Genomic DNA, 17,697 nt, shown 5'->3' with positions numbered 1-17,697 from the left:
CGCGGCAGCGCTGCGTTTCTGCTGCAACGCAGCGTCCAACCCGGCACGCTGGTACATCGTCTCGCGCGGAATAAACACAAAAGCCGGCTCGTTCTGTACTCGAAGACGCAACACCGCAAGCGCGAACAGCGCGGGTAAGCATGACAGGCACGCGTGACGAGCGCGTATCCGCACGTTGTCCGTGACTTCGGCGGCGCATCGCGTCTGTTCCAGACGTCATTCACTGCTGCCGTTCGCTGCCGATAATCCGTTCCGGCCGCGCGGATCAGTTCGTCCATCGAATCAGGAGACTCATATGCGAAAACTTGCAATTGCACTCGCGCTGGCCGGCGCAACCGTGTTGGGCGTCGTCGCGTGCGGCGGCGGCGGCAGTTCGAATTCCGGCATGCCCACACCCGGACAGTTCAAGGCGGCAGTGCTCGTTTCGGATGGCAGCGTCACGGCGCCAAACACCGATCCCAATCTGAAGAACGGCTGGGGCATCGTGTTCAATCCGACCGGCTTCGTCTGGGTCTCGGATAACAACACGCATAAGTCGACGCTGTATGACGGCAACGGCGTGCCACAGGCGCTGGTGGTGACGATCCCGCCAGCCGCAAGCGGCCAGGCTGCGGGCCCAACGGGCATCGTATTCAACAGCAGCACGGACTTCAAGGTGACGGCGAACGGCCTGACAGCGAACGCCATATTCCTGTGGGCCACCGACGCCGGCACGATCGCCGGCTGGTCGCCGAAGGTGCTGCCGACACAGGCCGTCACAGCGCACGACGACGGCGCAGGCGGCGCCGTGTACAAGGGCCTCGCGCTTGCGCAGAACACCGGCAATAACATGCTGTACGCAGCCGACTTTCACAACGGAAAGGTCGACATCTTCGATGCGGCTTTCAACAAGGTCCAGTTGCTGGGCAACTTCACCGATCCGAATCTGCCCGCCGGCATGGCGCCGTTCGGCATCCAGGCGATCGGCAGCGTGATCTACGTGACGTACGCGGTTCGCGGACCCGACGGCCGCACCCAGACCAACGGCGCAGGCAACGGCGTGGTGGACGCGTTCGACAGCGCCGGCCGCTTCGTGAAACGCATCTCGGCGGGCGGCGTGCTCAACTCGCCATGGGGCGTGGCGATGGCGCCCGCGAACTTCGGGAAGTTCAGCAACGACCTGCTGGTCGGCAACTTCGGCGACGGTACGATCAACGCGTTCGACCCAAATTCCGGCGCGTCACTCGGGCCGCTCACGCAGGCCAACGGTTCGAGCATCAAACAGCCCGGCATATGGGGTATCGCGTTCGGCAACGGTGTCGACAACCAGCCGGTCAACACGCTCTTCTTCGCGGCAGGGCCTACGCCGACCACCGGGGTGTACGGACGTATCGACGTTTCGCAATAGCCTTCAATGCAGAGGCTTCGCTGGATGACGTTGCCGCAGGACGCGTCATTCAGCTTCGGAACAGCGCACGTTCCACTGACGCAGCGCCCGGTTGTCACGATCGAAGCCGAGGATGCTGATCGAAGCGGTATCGAGGATCAGATGCGCACCGAGCGCCGCCGAATCGCCCATCCAGCAGCCGCCCAGCACACGCAGAAAATGCGCGTGCGAAAAGAGTGCGATGCGTCCCTGCGATGCGAGCAGGCGCTCGATCAGCGAGCGCGCGCGCGTCTGGATCTGTTCGAGGCTTTCGCCTTCAGGAATCAGCGAATCCCACACGGACCAGCCGGGCACGGTTTCACGGATCGCGGATGTCGTGCGTCCCTCGTAGATGCCGTAGTCCCATTCGTGCAGATCGCGTTCGACTTCTGCGCGCTCGCCCAGCCCCGTCTCGCGACACGTCTGGATTGCGCGCGACATCGGGCTCGTCAGCACCCTGTCGAAGTGCTGCGTGGCGAGGAGCGGTGCGAGCAGCTGCGCCTGTTTGTGTCCGCGTTCGGTCAGCGGAATGTCGGTGCGGCCTGTGTGCTGGCCGGACAGGCTCCACTCCGTTTCGCCATGTCGGATCAGCCACAGTTCGACGTGGCCTTCGTATCGATGTGCGGTAGCGCTTGCTGTATTCATGGGAAGACTCGAATGGATGGACGTGGCGGCACCGCCTCACTGCACCAGGTGCAGGTCGCCCGGCGCCTGTGGCGGCAGTTTGATCGCGAGCACCTTGAACTCGCCGGTCGTCGCCTCGGCACCGGCGTGTACCGTGCCTTTGGGGATGATGATGAGGTCGCCGGGATGAATCCGCCGCTGTTCGTTACCCAGCCAGAACGTCCCGCTGCCCGAAATCACGTACTGGATTTCGTCGGAGCCCGTATGTGTGTGTTTCGGAACATTGCCGGTCTGGACAGCCACGGTCCCGGACGGCGTCGTAACCAGACCTTTTGAGCGCAAGGTGCCGAGATTCGGAACTACCGGGCCTACGTCTGCATCGCTCATCGCGCCGACATCGATGATCTGCGGCGCGAGCTTCGTCTCGGGCGTTTGCGCATGGGCCGGCGTGCCCAGATGAGACGCGAGGAGACCGGCGACAAAAGCAGCCGGAATGGCCGCGAGATAGATCGAACGATGCATGTTTGTCCCCTTTCCCACTGAGCCGTGGTGTTTATCGGGGTCCAATTGTCCCACTATCGCCTTGCGCCCCAATCGGGACAAACCTCAGTAGTGACGAAGCTGCTGCGGACAGCGGCCCGATGGCGCAGCCGCTTCAGACGCTGGCTCGTGGCGAGCGGAATAAAGTGATCGCGTGCTATGTTTCCGATGTTTAAAACCCGCCCGCCCCGAAGGACACACACCCGCTGATGGAGCACGCCTACTTCCAGTTGCTGCATTTTCTGACTGCGAATCCGTCGTGGGCGCTTGCGGTCGTCGTGCTTGCCGCGTTCTTCGAAGCGATCGCCATTATCGGCACCTTCGTGCCGGGCAGCACTGCGATGTTCATTGCGGGCGCGCTGGTCGGCACCGGTTCGCTCAATCTGGGCTGGGTGATGGCGTGCGCGATCGGCGGTGCCATTGCGGGCGATGCCGCCAGCTACTGGTTCGGCGCCCGTCACAAGACGACGATCATGCGTCTGTGGCCGTTCCGTTCGCACCCCGGGCTCCTTGAGGCGGGCAAGACATACTTCGAGAAACATGGCGCCAAGAGCGTGATCTTCGCGCGCTTCATCGCACCGGTACGCGCGATCGTGCCGGTCGTCGCGGGCATGATGGGCATGTCGCGCCTGCGCTTTTTCGCGGTCAACGTCCTGTCGGCGCTGCTCTGGGCGCCCGCGCATATTCTGCCGGGCGTGGTGTTCGGCGCATCGATGGAGCTGGCCGGCGCCGTGTCGTTCCGGCTCGTGATCGTTGTCGCGATCTTCGTGGCAATCGGCTGGATGACGGTCAAGCTGATCGGCGTGATCGTGTCGCACGCGCGAAACTGGACCGATGTCTCGCGCCAACGCCTGCTGTACTGGGCGAAACACAACCCGCACGCAATCGGCCGCATCGTCCTGCGCACGCTGGATCCGGACAATCCGGCCACCGGACTGATCGTCGGCATCTCGTTGCTGCTGCTGGTTTCGGGTGCCGTGTTCATCTCCACGCTCAACGATGTCGCGAGCGGCAATCCGCTGGTTCAGGTGGATATGTCGGTGTACCGGTTCCTGCGATCCTTTCACGCTTCGCTGTACGACAAGGCGATTTTTGCGCTCTCGACGTTCGGCAGTACGCTCACGCTTTCAATCCTGGCGCTTTTCGCCGTCATATGGATGGCGGTCGAGCGCCGCTGGCGCACCGTCCTGTACTGGCTTATCGCCGTTGTATTTTCCCAGGTGCTTATCCTCGCGATCCAGATTGCTGCCTCGGGTTTGTCGACGGCATCCGTGACCTCCAGCGTGCGCGCGTTTCCGAGCAATCATGTCGCGGGTGCGGTGGTCATCTACGGATTTCTCGCGTTTCTGCTCGCGCGCCGCGTCGGCCTGCTGTCGCAGATTCTGGTTGCGACAACCACCACCGCGATCCTCGTTGCGGTCGCGCTTTCGGGCCTGTACTCAGGGCTTTTTTCGTTTTCGGCCGCGCTCGGCGGCGCCGCGCTCGCGGCCATCTGGGTGTTTCTCGTCGCGTTGACCGCCGTGTGGCGACATCCTTCAAACCCGCCGCCGCGGCCGCTCATGCCGCTCGTGGTTCTCCTCTTGATCGGCCTCGCCGTCGGGGCCCAACTGGATGCCGTCCAGCGGAGCGCGTGGATGAACGCCGCGAAGCCGCCTGCACCGATTGTCATTACACCGGCCCAGTGGACCGACCGGGTTTGGCGCACATTTTCCTGTTATCGCTCCAGCATGGAAGGCGACCGCCGCGAGCCGATCACCGTGCAGTGGACCGCCACCGCCGACCAGGTGCGCACGCAGCTGCTGAGCCGCGGCTGGGTGGAAGGCACACCGCTTTCCGCGCGCAGCGTGCTCTCGCTTGTGTCGCCCGATGTGACAGCGGTGGACCTGCCCGCGTTGCCCAAGCTGAACAACGGCGAACCGTCGACACTCGTCTTCATCCGCGCCGATGCGGCCGCCGACCAGCGCGACGTCCTGCGTTTCTGGACGACAGATTACGCGGTCGAGCATCAACGCGGAGGCGCGCCGACGCCGATCTGGCTCGGCTCGGTCGTCCACGAACGATTGCGGCGCCCGACATGGCCGTTCAACGTACTGCGGCCGGACCTTCGCATCCAGCCGATGATCCTCGACCAGAGCAGTGCGTCGGCCTGGCGCGATCTGCAGATCGCGAGAAGCACCGGTTGTCTGGGCGTGCCGGTGACGCTGATCGCTTCAAGGGCAGGATGACGGTCTGGGCGGCGACAAGCGCGCCATCGGACGACGCGGCACAATAAGCAGGATGCGGCAGGGTAAGTGGCAGGCGGTATCCGGACGTGACAGGAGCCAGCAGGTGATCGAGTTTCCCGCAGCGGCGATCGCGACGTGGGGCGCGGTGGTGGTGTTCGGCAACGTGTTGCTGACCCGCCTCGGCGCGCCGCTGCCCGCGATTCCCGTGCTTGTCTTCGCCGGCTCCGCGATCGGCAACGGGACGCTGTCGTTCACGCACATCCTGTTCGCGGCCGTGGCCGCCGCGCTGCTCGGCGACTGCATCTGGTTCGCAGCCGGACGGCGCTTCGGTCGCCGGCTCATTGACACACTCGCGCGCCTGTCGCTGACGGTCGCAACCGGCGTGCGGCACGCGCGCAGCCTCTTCGAGCGGTTCGGCTTGCCGATCGTCGGTGTCTGCAAGTTCGTGCCGGGTCTTGCGCTCGCTACGCCGCCGCTGATGGGCGCGACCAGTGTTGCCGCGACAGCGTATTTCGCGTGGGACACGGCCGGCACGCTCGCGTGGGCCGCATTCTGGCTGCTGGGCGGCGCGGCCTTCGAGCAGCATGTGTCAAAGTTCATGGCGATCGTCAGATCGCACGGCGCGACGATCTTCGACGTCATCGCCGCGGCCGCCGTGCTCTATCTGGCGTATCGATACTGGCAACGCCTGAACTTTCGCAGGCGCATTGCGCACATGAAGGTCTCGCCGGAACAGCTCGACGCGATGATGCATTCGCAGTCTCCGCCCATCGTGGTCGATGCGAGGCCTGAAGCGGTTCGCGATCAGGATCCATGGCTCATTCCCGGCGCATTGCTGCTCGACCTGAATTCAGCCGCACCACTGCGATCGAAGGTGATGGGTCGCAGCATCGTCGTGTACTGCTTTTGCGAGAACAATTCGAGCTCGCGGAAAATGTGCGAGCAGTTGCACAAGGATGGCTTTTCCCACACGCTGTCGCTGACGGGCGGTCTCGACGCGTGGCGGCGCCTCGGCTACCCGGTCAAACCGATGCCGCCTCGCGTCGAGATGTTTCCTGCGGCGCTGGTGGGAACATAGTTGTCGCGCTGGCCGTGAGCAGAACTGGAATCGACTTCGAAGTCGGCGTGCCCGCGCCATCGGCTACGGACGACAACGGCACGAGCGGATTCGTCTCCGGGTAATACGCGCCGAGACAACCGCGCGGAATGTCATATTCGACGAGCAGAAAACTGTCCGCGCGCCGCTCGATGCCGTCGTCCCATACGCTGGTGATGTCGACGCGCTCGCCGGCCTTAAAGCCCAGCATCGCGACATCGTCCTTATTGGCGAAGAGCACGCGCCGCTGGCCGTATACGCCGCGATAGCGGTCGTCGAGGCCGTAGATCGTCGTGTTGTACTGGTCGTGTGAACGCGTCGTCATGAGCGTCATCAGGCGTTCGCCGTGAAGCGCACGCGCGCGGTGGATCGGCGTATCGACGGAGATCGCGTGCACGATGAACTGCGCCTTGCGGCTCGGCGTGTGCCAGATGCGATCGCGCGACGCGACGCCCAGATGAAAACCGCCCGGCTGTTTGAGCCGCTCGTTGTAATCCGCAAAACCGTCGATCACTTTCGCGATGCCGTCGCGGATCAGCGCGTAATCGTCGGCGTGCGCGAGCCAGTCGACTTTCGCGCTGCCGAGCGTTGCATGCGCCATGCGCGCAACGATCGCGATTTCCGACAGCAGATGCTCCGAGGCCGGCTTGTTCATGCCGTATGAGATGTGGACCATGCTCATCGAGTCCTCGACGCTTACGCCCTGCGCTACGCCTTTCTGCAGATCGATTTCGGTGCGACCGAGCGTCGGCAGGATCAGCGCGTCGCGGCCATGCACGAGATGGCTGCGGTTCAGCTTCGTCGTGATGTGCACGGTCAGATCGCACGCGCGCATCGCGTCCCACGTGCGCGGCGTGTCAGGCGTCGCGATCGAGAAATTGCCGCCAAGCCCGATGAATACTTTCACCTTGCCATCGAGCATCGCCTGAATCGTGTTCACGACGTCGAGGCCATGTTCGCGCGGCGGCTCGAAATCGTAGACTTCGCCGAGGCGGTCGAGGAACTGCTGCGTCGGCCTTTCTTCGATGCCGACTGTGCGGTCGCCCTGCACGTTCGAGTGTCCGCGCACCGGGCACAGGCCCGCGCCGCGCCGGCCGATGTTCCCGCGCATCATCATCAGGTTCGACAGCAGTTGCACCGTCGGCACCGAGTTTTTGTGCTGCGTGAGGCCCATGCCCCACGTTGAAATGACAGCGCGACCTTTGACGTAGATGTCGGCAAGCTTGAGCACGTCTTCGAATGGCACGCCCGATTCCGCGACGATCGCATCCCAGCTTTCGGCACGCAGATCGTCGGCGAATGCGTCGAAACCGACGGTGTGCCCTGCGATGAAATCGACGTCCAGCACACGTTCCAGATTTGACGTCACCGCTTCGTCATCGAGTTCGATCACGCGCTTCGCCACGCCCTTGATCAGCGCGAAATCGCCGCCGACTTTCGGGCGGATAAAGACCGAGCTGATTTTCGTGCTGCCCATCGTGATCATTTCGACCGGATGCTGTGGGCTCGCGAAACGCTCGAGCCCACGCTCCTTCAGCGGATTGATCGACACGATGGTCGCGCCGCGCTTCGCACACTCGCGCAGTTCGCCCAGCATGCGCGGATGGTTCGTCGCGGGATTCTGGCCGAAGAGCAGGAGCGTGTCGGCGTGCTCGAAGTCATCGAGCGTCACTGTCCCCTTGCCGACGCCGACAGTGTGCGGCAAGCCGCGGCTCGTCGCTTCGTGGCACATGTTCGAGCAGTCGGGGAAGTTGTTCGTGCCGTACATGCGCACGAACAACTGGTACAGGAACGCGGCCTCGTTGCTCGCGCGGCCGGAGGTGTAGAACGCGGCGCGGTCGGGGTCGTCGAGTTGATTCAGGTGACGGGCAATCAGGTCGAAGGCGGCGTCCCACGAGATCGGGACGTAGCGGTCGCGCTGGGCGTCGTAGACGAGCGGATCGGTCAGGCGGCCGTGCTGCTCCAGTTCGAAGTCGGACTGTGTCATCAGGTCCGCTACTGTGAACTGCTCGAAGAGTGCGGGCGTGGCGCGCTTGCTGGTTGCTTCGGCGGCGACGGCCTTGACGCCGTTTTCGCAGAATTCGAAGGTCGATGCGTGTTCGCGATCCGGCCATGCGCAACCGGGGCAATCGAAACCGTCCGGCTGGTTCTGTGCGAGCAGCGTGCGGTAGTTGCCGCCCGCGACCTTCTCCTTGAGGAGGTTGAGCGCGACATATTTGAGCGCGCCCCATCCTGCTGCGGGGTGCGCGTACGGTTCGATACGCGCTTCGGGTTTCTTCATGATCGTGTCGCCGGGCAGACGGATAAGCAGGCGGATGTGCCGATGGATGAAGCCTACTGTGTTCCAAAATGAATGCGGCGCACAGAAATCGTGAAATTCGAGGAGTACAGTCTGGCTGGACCGCGATAGACTGGCGGGATTCCATTGCCGGGGCCTTCGACGCCGTGAAGCTCTACGAAAAACTCGCCGACGAAATCGAAGCCGCCGTGCGGAATGGCGTGTTCGCTGTGGGAGAGCGCATTCCATCGGTGCGGCAGGCGAGCCAGCAGCACGGCGTGAGCATCAAGACCGTGCTGCATGCGTACGCACTACTTGAAGGGCGCGGCGTGGTCGAGACACGGCCACAATCCGGCTATTTCGTGCGCGAGTTCGCCCGGGCACAGGCCACGCGCCCAACGTCGCCGCAAGCGCCGGCGGTGGCGTCCGAAGTCGATGTGAGCCGGCTCGTGCTGTCGACGCTTCGCAGCATTCGTGCGAACGACGCGATGCCGCTCGGCTCGCCGTATCCCGATCCTTCGCTGTTTCCCTGGCGCCGCATCAACCAGTACGCGAACGCGATTGCGCGGCGTCACGCGAGCTGGAACCTGATGGACGACCTGCCGCCCGGCAATCCCGAACTGATCCGCCAGATCGCGCGGCGTTACGCGGAAAACGGCGTGCCGGTCGATCCGCAGGAAATCATCATCACGGTGGGCGCTACGGAGGCCATCAACCTCAGCCTGCAGGCGGTCGCGAAACCTGGCGATACCGTGGCCGTCGAATCGCCGACCTACTACGCGATGCTTCACGCGATCGAACGCCTCGGCATGCGCGCGATCGAAGTGCCGACTGATCCTGTGAATGGCATCGACCTTGAGGTGCTCGCGCGGATCATCGCAAGAGAGAGGATCGCGGCCTGTATGGTCATGCCGAATTTTCAGAATCCGCTAGGGTTCCAGATGCCGGATGCGCGGAAGAAGCAGCTGGTTGAACTGCTGGCGGCACACGATATTCCGGCTATTGAAAACGACGTGTATCACGAGCTTTATTACGGCGATGCACGGCCTTCGACGCTCAAGAACTTCGACACTAAAGGGCTCGTGCTGCATTGCGCGTCGTTCTCTAAAAGCCTGACTGCTTCGTATCGTATCGGATGGGCAATGCCGGGACGTTATCGCGCGCAGGTCGAGAAACTCAAGTTCCTGAATACGCTCACCACGCCTTCCGTGCCGCAGGTCGCCGTCGCGGATTATCTGCGGCAGGATGGCTACGATCGTCATCTGCGGCATGTGCGCAGGGTTTATCGGCAGCACGCGCGTCTAATGACGGCGATGGTGCAGCGGTTCTTTCCAGCGGGTACGCGTACGTCAGCACCGCAGGGTGGTTATGTGTTGTGGGTTGAGTTGCCGGAACGCGTCGATTCGATGCGGCTTTATCAGGACGCGCTCGCGCGTGGCATTACGATCGGGCCGGGCTATATGTTTTCGACGCGCAATGAGTTTCATCATTTCATCCGCCTGAACTACAGCTATGCGTGGACGTCTGAGACGGAAACTGCCCTTAAGACGCTGGGTGAGCTTGTTGCGCAGATGGCTTGAGGTTGTTTTTAAGAAAACGAAAACGGAGACGCAGATGAATGATGAAATCGATCCGGCGCTGGTCGCGGTACTTGCGCAACTGTGGCGCGCGGCGCAGGAGACGCCGGAGCGCGAGTGGTCGCTAGCTAAGCTTTCCAAGCAGGCCGGCCTGCCGATGAGCGGTTTGCGTCGTCAGTTGACGGCGCTTGTCGATGGCGGGTTTGTTGAAACGACTTTCGATGAGGCTGGGACCGGCACCGCGCGTTTGAGTGAGGCGGGCCGGTTGCTGTGTGTGGGTGTTTTTGGTGATGTGGGTGGGTGAAACAGGGCAATGGGTTTGCCAGGCGTCGGGGAATGCACTTCACCGGACAGGTAGAAGCCCACAAGGCTCCTCTCCACGCCGACCAGATACTGTCCGGGCAATTTCCGACGCTCGCCCGGCCTGCTACTGCATACCTGACGACTCGTAACTCACATCGCTAACAATTCCTTTCGGATCAAGCGTCACGATCAGATCACGCCTCGAGAACTTCAAATTAAACGCTGAACCGCTAGTCGTGTGATACGAATACACTAACGCGTTTCCATTTTTATCCTTGATCGCAGGGTAAACGGCGTAGCCTGCTGGTCGACCAAGTAGCCCGACAACTTCTTCACGGGTCGTCTTGCCTTTGATAATTTGCGTGCGCTTTGATGCATCGAAGGTGCTGGCGTCGTCCTTAAACGAAGAGTTAAAGACGTTAGACACCAACTTGTCTTTCCAGAAGGCCAGCTCTAACGATCGAGCAGGTATCACGCCGGTTTCCAGTGGTGTGCCGCCTGTCGACGCATACGCATAGGACAAAAGCGTTACGTCCTGATCGTTCTTCGTGACATTGCTCTCGCGAAACGGCTTGCCGTATGTTTCCCGCACTGCAGAAATTGTGGTTTTGTCATTCTGCAGAACGGCGTCATCGGGACGCACGAAGTTTGAACCTGCACAGCCACTCAGCGCACCCACGAGTGCCGCACCAAGGAAAATCATTGCAATCTTGTTCATCTGGCCTCGCTCTCTCTTTCAAGTTAGTTTTTTTTGAGCGACGAGTTTGCCGTTCGCCTCTCCGTCATATGAGATTGTCGGCGTTGCGGCGAAATTCTTTAGATATTCTCCAAGGAATTTACTTACAAAACTCCTTCGCTTAGCGCTGCGAGTTCCGATTCGGCCTGAATGGTCGCCGCGATGTTTCCAACCGGCGTCGGAGGATCGATCGTCCCGCCTGAGTTCGTGCAGGCGCTAAACCCGTCCCGTTCAATTGCCCCGCACCGTGAACGCATAACCGTTCTTGCCGTTCCGCTTGACCTGGTACATCGTTTCGTCGGCTGCCGCGAGGAGACGATGGTAGTCGTCGACGGGATCCGGAAAGCTGGCGATGCCGATGCTGGCACGGACAAGTCCGTTCCCCATCTGCGCATCTACCTCAGTCACGCAGGCGATGAGACGCCGCGCGATCTCGCCCAGTTCGGCGTGGGTTGAAAACTCGCGGACCAGCACGGCAAATTCGTCGCCGCCGATCCGGGCGACGACGTCAGCCCGACGAACCGATTGACGAAAGCGCCTGGAAACAGCAACCAGGAATTCATCACCGGCGTGATGGCCGAGCGAGTCATTGACTCGTTTGAACCCGTCCAGATCGACATAAAGAACAGCAATCTCGCGGCGCACCGGATCAGCAGCCGACCAGGCGACGGCTTCCTCAAGCGTATCAATCAGTTTCCGCCTGTTTGGCAGCCCGGTCATCGCGTCATGCGTTGCGGCGTGTTCGAATTTCTGCGACTGGCCAGCCAGATGCAGCGTGCGCTTTGTGTACATCGCTAACGCGGTGATCAATATGCCGGACACGAGCGCCGCCAAAGCGATCAGCACGGCCGCCACGCGGAAAATGCGGGTGCGCACGTCAGCGCTGTCGCGATCGCGCTGCGCAGTCCAATACGTCAACGCCTGGTTGAGCAACGCGTCCGTATTCTGGAGACTCGCATCCGGCAACACTACCCAGCCCGGGATTCGTGGCGCGTCAAACGGGCTGGCATTCACCAGCGCGGCGAGTGACGCAAGGTGTGCGGCGAGATCGGCACGTGCCTGTCGATAGCCTTCCGGTTTGGCAACATCACCATCGGACAGTTGCTGCCAGATGCCGACCTGGTTGCGGGCACCTTCCGCTCGTTCGGCCGCCTCGAGAACGAGTCCCGCATATTCCTGCTTCATCTGGTCAGAAAAGATCGTCCTGATTTCCAGCGCGAGATACAGAAGGCCGATCAGAAGACAAAGCATCGATACTCCGGCCACCGTTGCCGGACCTGGCCGGAACGGCATCGCGAAAGCGCGCACGAAGCCGGCGCGCTGTGAGCGATGCTCCTTACGGATGGGAGTAGAGGTCCCGCTGGTTTCCGGTGCCATGCTGCCGATAGCTCGCGCGATGAAAGAACGAACCCATGCGGGTGAGCAGGCTGTTGGGGGGCCTGTTGCTTGCCGCCTGCTTGTTGCCGGAACGATGCGCGAGCGCGGGCGCAGGCGCAGGGCGCGCAGCCGGACGCGGCGCCGCAGCGCCCGTGGAATTCGCTACCAGCTGATCCGGCGCGTCGGAAGAGGCGGATGCGGCGAGACTCACACTCGCGACGGGCACTGCGCTGGCAGCAGGCGACGGAGATAGCACTATCTGACCGGACGAAGCGATTTGTTGTGCCGGCGGTTTCAAGCCCGTGAACCGGAGCGCCTGTCGCGCGTTCATGACTGCTTCGGCATAAATGCGCTGGTCGTGGTTGAACCAGACGACATACGCGATCGTACCCACCACGCCAAGGGCCAAAGCGCTCGCCGACGCAGCGCAAAGCGCAAGACGTCCGAAGCGCGCACCCGTTGTGGCCGGCATCGACTCCTCGTCAGAATTGAAGCTACTGTCGGGAACGTTTACGGCTCCCTTTCGCAACCGCGTATCTTCGATCATCACAACCCCCTCCAACTACTTTCTTCCGGCATTCAGAGAACTTTTTACACCATCGCGCAACGTCTGGCGCGAAGTGTTGCAAGAATGCAGCCCGCGCACTGGCAGGCGATCCGCGCAAAGCGACGCCTGCCATGCTTCTGCTTCCGTAGCACCGATGAGAGCGTCGCGAGCGGCGCCACCTGCCATGCAACAAACAGGCCTGTGCAGTGCAAAATTTAAAGTAGTCGGTATGACAACATCGGGAAGCGCACGATATCGGCCTGTCGTGGCGTTAGGGCAGGAGGATGGTGAGGTGTGAGCGTGGTGAATGTATCGTTTTCGATGCTGTCGCAAGCGCGCATCAAGCCGCTTCAGGAGAACGCGACGCCGCCGTTCTATCCCGGCGCGCCACCGACGATGAAGTTGTCGATCAGCAACTGGAGGTCTCTCTCATTGGGTCGGGTGCCCCATCGGCTATGCCCGGAAACGGACGCTATGGCGACCCACGAGTGAGGAGGAAACCATTCCGCCCTCACAACTCCCCCGCCGATGATGCGCAGACGCCCGGTATCGCAGAAGAACTCGGCGCGGATCGATTCACCATCGACTATCCTGCTTGCGACAACCGGCACGGCCTCAAGCATGACGTCCTCCAGTTTCTTCGCGTCGCACGGCACGCGTTGCAACGCAAGTTATATGCCGCGTTGAGCAAACGCTCGACCAGCGGTCTTCTGTTCAATTATGCACTGGAATGCGTGCTTTATTGTGACGCGAAGCGTGCTGACGCATCGCACAAAACCGCGCGTGACGGCACCTGTTCGGTGCTTCACAACACACGACCGTTGCGCTGGCGAAGCAGAAATCGAAGTGCGCTTCGTGGTCCGGGATGCTGCGTTTTAGCGGTCATCCCGGATCAACGCAGCCGAACCGCACAGAGTGTGCTTTCGTACATAGCAAACAATTGCGAGCTTCTAGTCTGGACAAACCGAACACACGCAATCGCGTGGTCCTGAGCGTTTCTCCAAGTCAGTCAGACTCAATAGCGTGGTCAGTGCCAGGCAGAGCCTTGACAAAAAAATGTTGCCTTCGAGGCATCGCAAGGTCTGAACGGCGTTCGCCCCGTCTACGTGGAACCTATATGGAGCGCCGTCAAATGTTTGACACAATGCCGCACCACAGCATCGCTACGACACGCGTCCCGTTTTATCGCAGCATGTCCGGGCAGATTGCAGCGTCGCAAATGACTGCATTTACCGCGGCATTGCAGCTTCACACCGGAAAGGTTTTCACCGGTTACGAGGCGCTACACGCGTTTTCGGTGCACGAGTACCGCACGTTCTGGCGATACTTCGTGGAATGGTCGCAGGACCTCACCTGGTCCGGCAGCACGGAGCCCGTGTGCATCGGGGATGAGTGCGAACGTGCGCGCTTCTTTCCACACGTTCAGCTCAACTACGCAGACAATCTGCTTGGACTGTCCGTCGCGCCGGCAGACTCGCCCGCACTGACCGCATGTCACGCAAATGGCCGGCGTGTACGCCTGACGCGCGGCGAATTGCGTGATCGCGTGGCGCGTCTCGCGCACGCGCTTTCCATGTGGGGGCTGCGCGAAGGCGATCGCGTGGTCTGCGTGATGCGCAGCGACGCTGATGCGATCGTCACGGCACTGGCCGTTACGGCGCTCGGCGCGACACTCTCGACGGCGGCGCCCGAGATGGGCGCGGAGGCGCTGATCGATCGTTTCGCACCGCTCGCACCGCGGTTGCTGTTCGCACACACCGCACCGCAGAGTTTCGACGCCAACCCGGTTGCGACGAACATAGCCGATCTGGCGGCTGTGTTGCCGTCGCTGCAAGGCATCGTCTGCCTGGATGACGGCGAGTTGCCTGACAGCGTCACGCAGCCGGTCTTGTCGCTGCATGAACTCATCGAAGGCGGCGAAGCTGCCCGCTTCGTGTGGCAACGTTTTCCGTTCGAGCATCCGCTCTTTATCATGTTTTCGTCGGGCACCACTGGCAAGCCGAAGTGCATCGTGCACAGCGCTGGCGGAGCGCTGCTCGAACATCTGAAAGAGCATCGGCTGCACAGCGATCTGCGACCCAGCGATCGAATGTACTTCCACACGAACTGCGCATGGATGATGTGGAACTGGCAACTCTCGGCACTTGCGTCAGGTGTCGAGATCGTGACTTACGATGGTCCGATTCTGGCCGTCGATACTTTGTGGAGACTTGTCGCGGACGAGCGCGTTACGGTGTTCGGCACCAGCCCCGCGTATCTGAAGATGTGCGAGGACGCGGGCCTCTCGCCAGGGAAGCAGTTCGATCTCGACGCATTGCGCACCGTGATGTCCAGCGGTGCCGTGCTCTACGACAGCCAGTTCGACTGGGTGCGCGACCACGTCAAGCCACTACCCGTGCAGTCGATCTCGGGCGGCACGGACATACTCGGCTGTTTCGTGCTGGGCAATCCGAACCTGCCGGTCTACGCGGGCGAAGCGCAATGCAAGAGCCTCGGCCTCGATGTACAGGCATGGCGCGACGGCGCGCGCACCAGTGGAATCGGCCAACTGGTCTGCACACGTCCATTTCCGTCGCGTCCTCTCGGCTTTCTTGGCGACGTAGACGGCACCGCCTTTCACGCTGCCTATTTCGCCGCCAACGCTGGCGTCTGGACGCACGGCGACCTGATCGGGTTTTCACCGGAGGGCAGCGCCCGGTTGCACGGCCGGTCTGACGGCATGCTGAATGTCCGCGGCATCAACGTTGGACCGGGCGAGATCTATCGGGTGCTCAACGGCATCCCCGAGATCCGCGAAGCGATTGTGGTCGAGCAACGCTCAAGTCATGCGTTGGCACAGCGCTCGCCATCGGGGAGTATTGATCCGGCGATGATCGTGCTATTACTGGTCCTGCGCGATGGCGTGACGTTGACGGCCGAGCTGACCGCGCGAGTGCGCCGCGAACTCGCGCAACGTGCCTCGGCCGCGCATGTGCCCGACCGGATCATCGCGGTGAATGAATTGCCGGTTACGCACAATGGCAAACTGTCTGAAGCGGCCGCGCGCAATGCGGTCAATGGAGTGCCGGTCGGAAACGCTTCCGCGTTACGCAACCCGGCGTGCCTCGACGCGATCAGAAAGCAGACGGCCCCGAACCCGGCAACCCGCGAGTTGCCGCCCGCCGGCGCATCGCGCGAAGAACTCGAGCGATACCTGCAGTCCTTGTGGGGGAACCTGTTCGACTTCTCCCCGATCAGGTCCGACGACAACTTCTTCGAGCTCGGCGGCAATTCGCTGCTCGCGGCGCGGTTGCTCGCCGATGTGCGCCACTCAACCGGGCGCGCAATCCCCCTCGCCACCATGCTGATCGCGCCGACGATCACGCGGCTCGCCACTGTAATCGAAAGCGGGACATTGCCAGCGTCTTCGCCGATGCTGGTGCCGGTGCGCGCCGGCGTCGGCACACCGCTATTTCTCGTGCATGGGGTAAGCGGCACGGTGATGGAATGCTGGGCGCTCGCGGGTGCGTTGCACAGCGCCCGTCCGGTCTACGGACTGCAGGCGCGCGGCCTTGACGGCGACCAGCAGCCGCAACGGCGCGTCGAAGACATCGCAGCCAGCTATATCGAACAGATTCGCACTGTGCAGCCATCGGGCCCTTACGCCGTTACCGGCTATTCATTCGGCGGTCTGATCGCGTTCGAAATCGCGCAGCAGCTACAGCGTGCCGGCGACGAAATCGAACTGCTGTGCCTGCTCGATACGTACGTCCATGAAGACTGTCTGCCATGGCGCGCACGCATTCGTCACCAATGGAGCTATGTGAGCGATCACTGGCGAAAACTGCGTGCAGTACCGGTAACGCAACTGCCAGGCTATCTGCGCGAAAGGGCGTTGGGCGCGGCCGATCTCATCCGGATGCGCGTCGGGCGTCTCGCGCATCGTCCCGACAGCCACAATGCATCGATGCCGCCCGTCCTGCAGCGCGTCCGCGAAACCATGCGTGTTGCGATGACGATCTACCGGCCGCGTCCGTATCATGCGGGGCCGATCGTCTACGTGCGCGCTGCGGTCGGGCAGAACGGTCGCGGCGATCCGCTGCCGCTCTGGCGACGCGTCGCGCGCGCTGGCCTGGAGGTCGTCGAAGTATCCGGCGACCACAACGGCATGATCGCAGAGCCGAACGTGCATGTCGTCGCGGCCGTGCTCGACCGTGGACTGGCCGCCCTATGACAGCACGTAGCCGGCCGCCGGCATTGCAATGCAGCAGTCGCCTGTCGCTACCGGACAACGCCGTAGCGCTGTGGACACTGAGGGACGATCTGATCGAACCGATGTGCTCGGCGCTCGCGTACACGCTTTCGCGCGACGAACGGGCACGCGCCCGCACCTATCGGCAGGAACGGCATCGTCGTCGTTTTATCGCGCGACGGAGCGTGCTCCGCTGGCTGATCGGAGGCTATCTGTCCTGCAAGCCGGAGTCATTGCGCTTTAGCGTCGGTGCCTTCGGAAAGCCGATCCTACTGTGGCCTCGCGCTGCAGGCTTCGCGTTCAATCTTTCACACACCGAAGGCCTGACGCTGTTCGCATTCGCATGGGCCTGCTATCTCGGCGTGGATGTAGAACGCCGGATTGATGGCATGGACATCAATGGCCTTGGGAGCGGCATATTCTCCGCGATTGAAACCGCAAGGCTCGACGCTGCGCAACCCGATCCGTTAGCAACCTTGCTTGGCATCTGGACCCGCAAGGAAGCGTTGCTGAAGGCGCTCGGTACGGGTCTGTCCGGCGATCCAACTGCCTGGGTAACAGAAGACGGGCCATGTCCAGGTAACGGCCGCTGGCGCGCCTCGCGCAACGGCATCCCCATTTCGGGCTGGACGTGTCTCGATCTCGTGCTGGGGCAGGACATCCGCGGTGCGCTCGCGGTGTCGCACGAAGGCGTGCGCGTCATGGTGCATCGTTGCCAGATGACGAACGAGCTCGCCTCCCTGTGTCACTGACGCTTT

15 protein-coding genes are annotated in these 17,697 nt (G+C 62.2%); 8 read left to right on the top strand and 7 right to left on the bottom strand.

Going from position 1 to position 17,697, the window contains the following annotated elements:
• Positions 1–295 precede the first annotated feature (295 nt).
• The gene (locus tag P3T21_RS00670) at positions 296–1,387 is read left to right on the top strand and encodes a TIGR03118 family protein (protein ID WP_429254004.1); all 1,092 of its coding nucleotides are present in this window, start codon (positions 296–298) and stop codon (positions 1,385–1,387) included.
• A gap of 45 nt (positions 1,388–1,432) precedes the next feature.
• Here P3T21_RS00670 and P3T21_RS00665 read toward each other — a convergent pair whose 3' ends face one another.
• Together P3T21_RS00665 and P3T21_RS00660 are read right to left on the bottom strand one after the other, a co-directional pair.
• Entirely contained in the window at positions 1,433–2,050 is a 618-nt protein-coding gene (locus P3T21_RS00665; RefSeq protein WP_429254003.1) for a histidine phosphatase family protein, read from the bottom strand.
• Between the two features lie 36 nt (positions 2,051–2,086).
• Positions 2,087–2,551, bottom strand: a complete 465-nt coding sequence (locus P3T21_RS00660) for a cupin domain-containing protein (protein ID WP_429254002.1) — start codon at positions 2,549–2,551, stop codon at positions 2,087–2,089.
• Between the two features lie 227 nt (positions 2,552–2,778).
• Here P3T21_RS00660 and P3T21_RS00655 point away from each other — a divergent pair, with 227 nt between their 5' ends.
• Complete coding sequence (locus P3T21_RS00655) at positions 2,779–4,794, top strand: VTT domain-containing protein (RefSeq protein WP_429254001.1); 2,016 nt, start codon at positions 2,779–2,781, stop codon at positions 4,792–4,794.
• 103 nt (positions 4,795–4,897) lie between these two features.
• Complete coding sequence (locus P3T21_RS00650; protein WP_429254000.1) at positions 4,898–5,872, top strand: VTT domain-containing protein; 975 nt, start codon at positions 4,898–4,900, stop codon at positions 5,870–5,872.
• Here P3T21_RS00650 and P3T21_RS00645 read toward each other — a convergent pair.
• Positions 5,817–8,171 carry an FdhF/YdeP family oxidoreductase gene (locus P3T21_RS00645; protein WP_429253999.1) on the bottom strand — a complete coding sequence of 785 codons (2,355 nt, stop codon included), beginning with the start codon at positions 8,169–8,171 and terminating at the stop codon, positions 5,817–5,819. The two genes, P3T21_RS00650 and P3T21_RS00645, sit on opposite strands and share 56 nt — an antisense overlap.
• A gap of 164 nt (positions 8,172–8,335) precedes the next feature.
• Here P3T21_RS00645 and P3T21_RS00640 point away from each other — a divergent pair, with 164 nt between their 5' ends.
• Together P3T21_RS00640 and P3T21_RS00635 are read left to right on the top strand one after the other, a co-directional pair.
• Positions 8,336–9,748 carry a PLP-dependent aminotransferase family protein gene (locus tag P3T21_RS00640; protein ID WP_429253998.1) on the top strand — a complete coding sequence of 471 codons (1,413 nt, stop codon included), beginning with the start codon at positions 8,336–8,338 and terminating at the stop codon, positions 9,746–9,748.
• 34 nt (positions 9,749–9,782) lie between these two features.
• Positions 9,783–10,049, top strand: coding sequence for a helix-turn-helix domain-containing protein (locus tag P3T21_RS00635; protein WP_429253997.1), 267 nt, complete (start codon positions 9,783–9,785; stop codon positions 10,047–10,049).
• Positions 10,050–10,172: 123 nt separating this feature from the next.
• On the opposite strand, the gene P3T21_RS00630 is transcribed toward P3T21_RS00635, so the two are convergent.
• Together P3T21_RS00630 and P3T21_RS00625 are read right to left on the bottom strand one after the other, a co-directional pair.
• The gene (locus P3T21_RS00630) at positions 10,173–10,766 is read right to left on the bottom strand and encodes a hypothetical protein (RefSeq protein ID WP_429253996.1); all 594 of its coding nucleotides are present in this window, start codon (positions 10,764–10,766) and stop codon (positions 10,173–10,175) included.
• 249 nt (positions 10,767–11,015) lie between these two features.
• A complete protein-coding gene (locus tag P3T21_RS00625) occupies positions 11,016–11,717 on the bottom strand; it encodes a diguanylate cyclase domain-containing protein (protein ID WP_429253995.1) in 702 nt (233 codons plus the stop codon).
• 102 nt (positions 11,718–11,819) lie between these two features.
• Between P3T21_RS00625 and P3T21_RS00620 the strand changes: the two genes are divergently transcribed.
• Positions 11,820–12,110, top strand: coding sequence for a hypothetical protein (locus P3T21_RS00620; protein ID WP_429253994.1), 291 nt, complete (start codon positions 11,820–11,822; stop codon positions 12,108–12,110).
• A 10-nt stretch (positions 12,111–12,120) separates the two neighbouring features.
• On the opposite strand, the gene P3T21_RS00615 is transcribed toward P3T21_RS00620, so the two are convergent.
• Both P3T21_RS00615 and P3T21_RS00610 read right to left on the bottom strand, forming a co-directional pair.
• On the bottom strand, positions 12,121–12,633 hold the full coding sequence (locus tag P3T21_RS00615) for a hypothetical protein (RefSeq protein ID WP_429253993.1): 513 nt from the start codon (positions 12,631–12,633) through the stop codon (positions 12,121–12,123).
• Between the two features lie 449 nt (positions 12,634–13,082).
• Entirely contained in the window at positions 13,083–13,331 is a 249-nt protein-coding gene (locus P3T21_RS00610; RefSeq protein ID WP_429253992.1) for a hypothetical protein, read from the bottom strand.
• Positions 13,332–13,927: 596 nt separating this feature from the next.
• On the opposite strand from P3T21_RS00610, the gene P3T21_RS00605 reads away from it, so the two are divergent.
• Both P3T21_RS00605 and P3T21_RS00600 read left to right on the top strand, forming a co-directional pair.
• Positions 13,928–16,921: an acetoacetate--CoA ligase gene (locus P3T21_RS00605; RefSeq protein WP_429253991.1), complete on the top strand. Its 2,994-nt coding sequence runs from the start codon at positions 13,928–13,930 to the stop codon at positions 16,919–16,921.
• Complete coding sequence (locus P3T21_RS00600; RefSeq protein WP_429253990.1) at positions 16,918–17,691, top strand: 4'-phosphopantetheinyl transferase family protein; 774 nt, start codon at positions 16,918–16,920, stop codon at positions 17,689–17,691. The genes P3T21_RS00605 and P3T21_RS00600 overlap by 4 nt, the downstream gene beginning before the upstream one ends.
• Positions 17,692–17,697: the final 6 nt, after the last annotated feature.

The organism is Paraburkholderia sp. GAS334, assembly GCF_050436625.1.
Lineage (GTDB): Bacteria > Pseudomonadota > Gammaproteobacteria > Burkholderiales > Burkholderiaceae > Paraburkholderia.
Note: the sequence above shows the minus strand (reverse complement) of the source record. Positions and strands in the feature narration are given on the sequence as shown.

Bases quoted from the DNA above. Each gene is read 5' to 3' on its own strand.
- P3T21_RS00670 (WP_429254004.1), top strand. From the start codon at position 296: ATGCGAAAACTTGCAATTGCACTCGCGCTGGCCGGCGCAACCGTGTTG.
- P3T21_RS00665 (WP_429254003.1), bottom strand. From the start codon at position 2,050: ATGAATACAGCAAGCGCTACCGCACATCGATACGAAGGCCACGTCGAA.
- P3T21_RS00660 (WP_429254002.1), bottom strand. From the start codon at position 2,551: ATGCATCGTTCGATCTATCTCGCGGCCATTCCGGCTGCTTTTGTCGCC.
- P3T21_RS00655 (WP_429254001.1), top strand. From the start codon at position 2,779: ATGGAGCACGCCTACTTCCAGTTGCTGCATTTTCTGACTGCGAATCCG.
- P3T21_RS00645 (WP_429253999.1), bottom strand. From the start codon at position 8,171: ATGAAGAAACCCGAAGCGCGTATCGAACCGTACGCGCACCCCGCAGCA.
- P3T21_RS00635 (WP_429253997.1), top strand. From the start codon at position 9,783: ATGAATGATGAAATCGATCCGGCGCTGGTCGCGGTACTTGCGCAACTG.
- P3T21_RS00630 (WP_429253996.1), bottom strand. From the start codon at position 10,766: ATGAACAAGATTGCAATGATTTTCCTTGGTGCGGCACTCGTGGGTGCG.
- P3T21_RS00615 (WP_429253993.1), bottom strand. From the start codon at position 12,633: ATGCCGGCCACAACGGGTGCGCGCTTCGGACGTCTTGCGCTTTGCGCT.
- P3T21_RS00610 (WP_429253992.1), bottom strand. From the start codon at position 13,331: ATGCTTGAGGCCGTGCCGGTTGTCGCAAGCAGGATAGTCGATGGTGAA.
- P3T21_RS00605 (WP_429253991.1), top strand. From the start codon at position 13,928: ATGACTGCATTTACCGCGGCATTGCAGCTTCACACCGGAAAGGTTTTC.
- P3T21_RS00600 (WP_429253990.1), top strand. From the start codon at position 16,918: ATGACAGCACGTAGCCGGCCGCCGGCATTGCAATGCAGCAGTCGCCTG.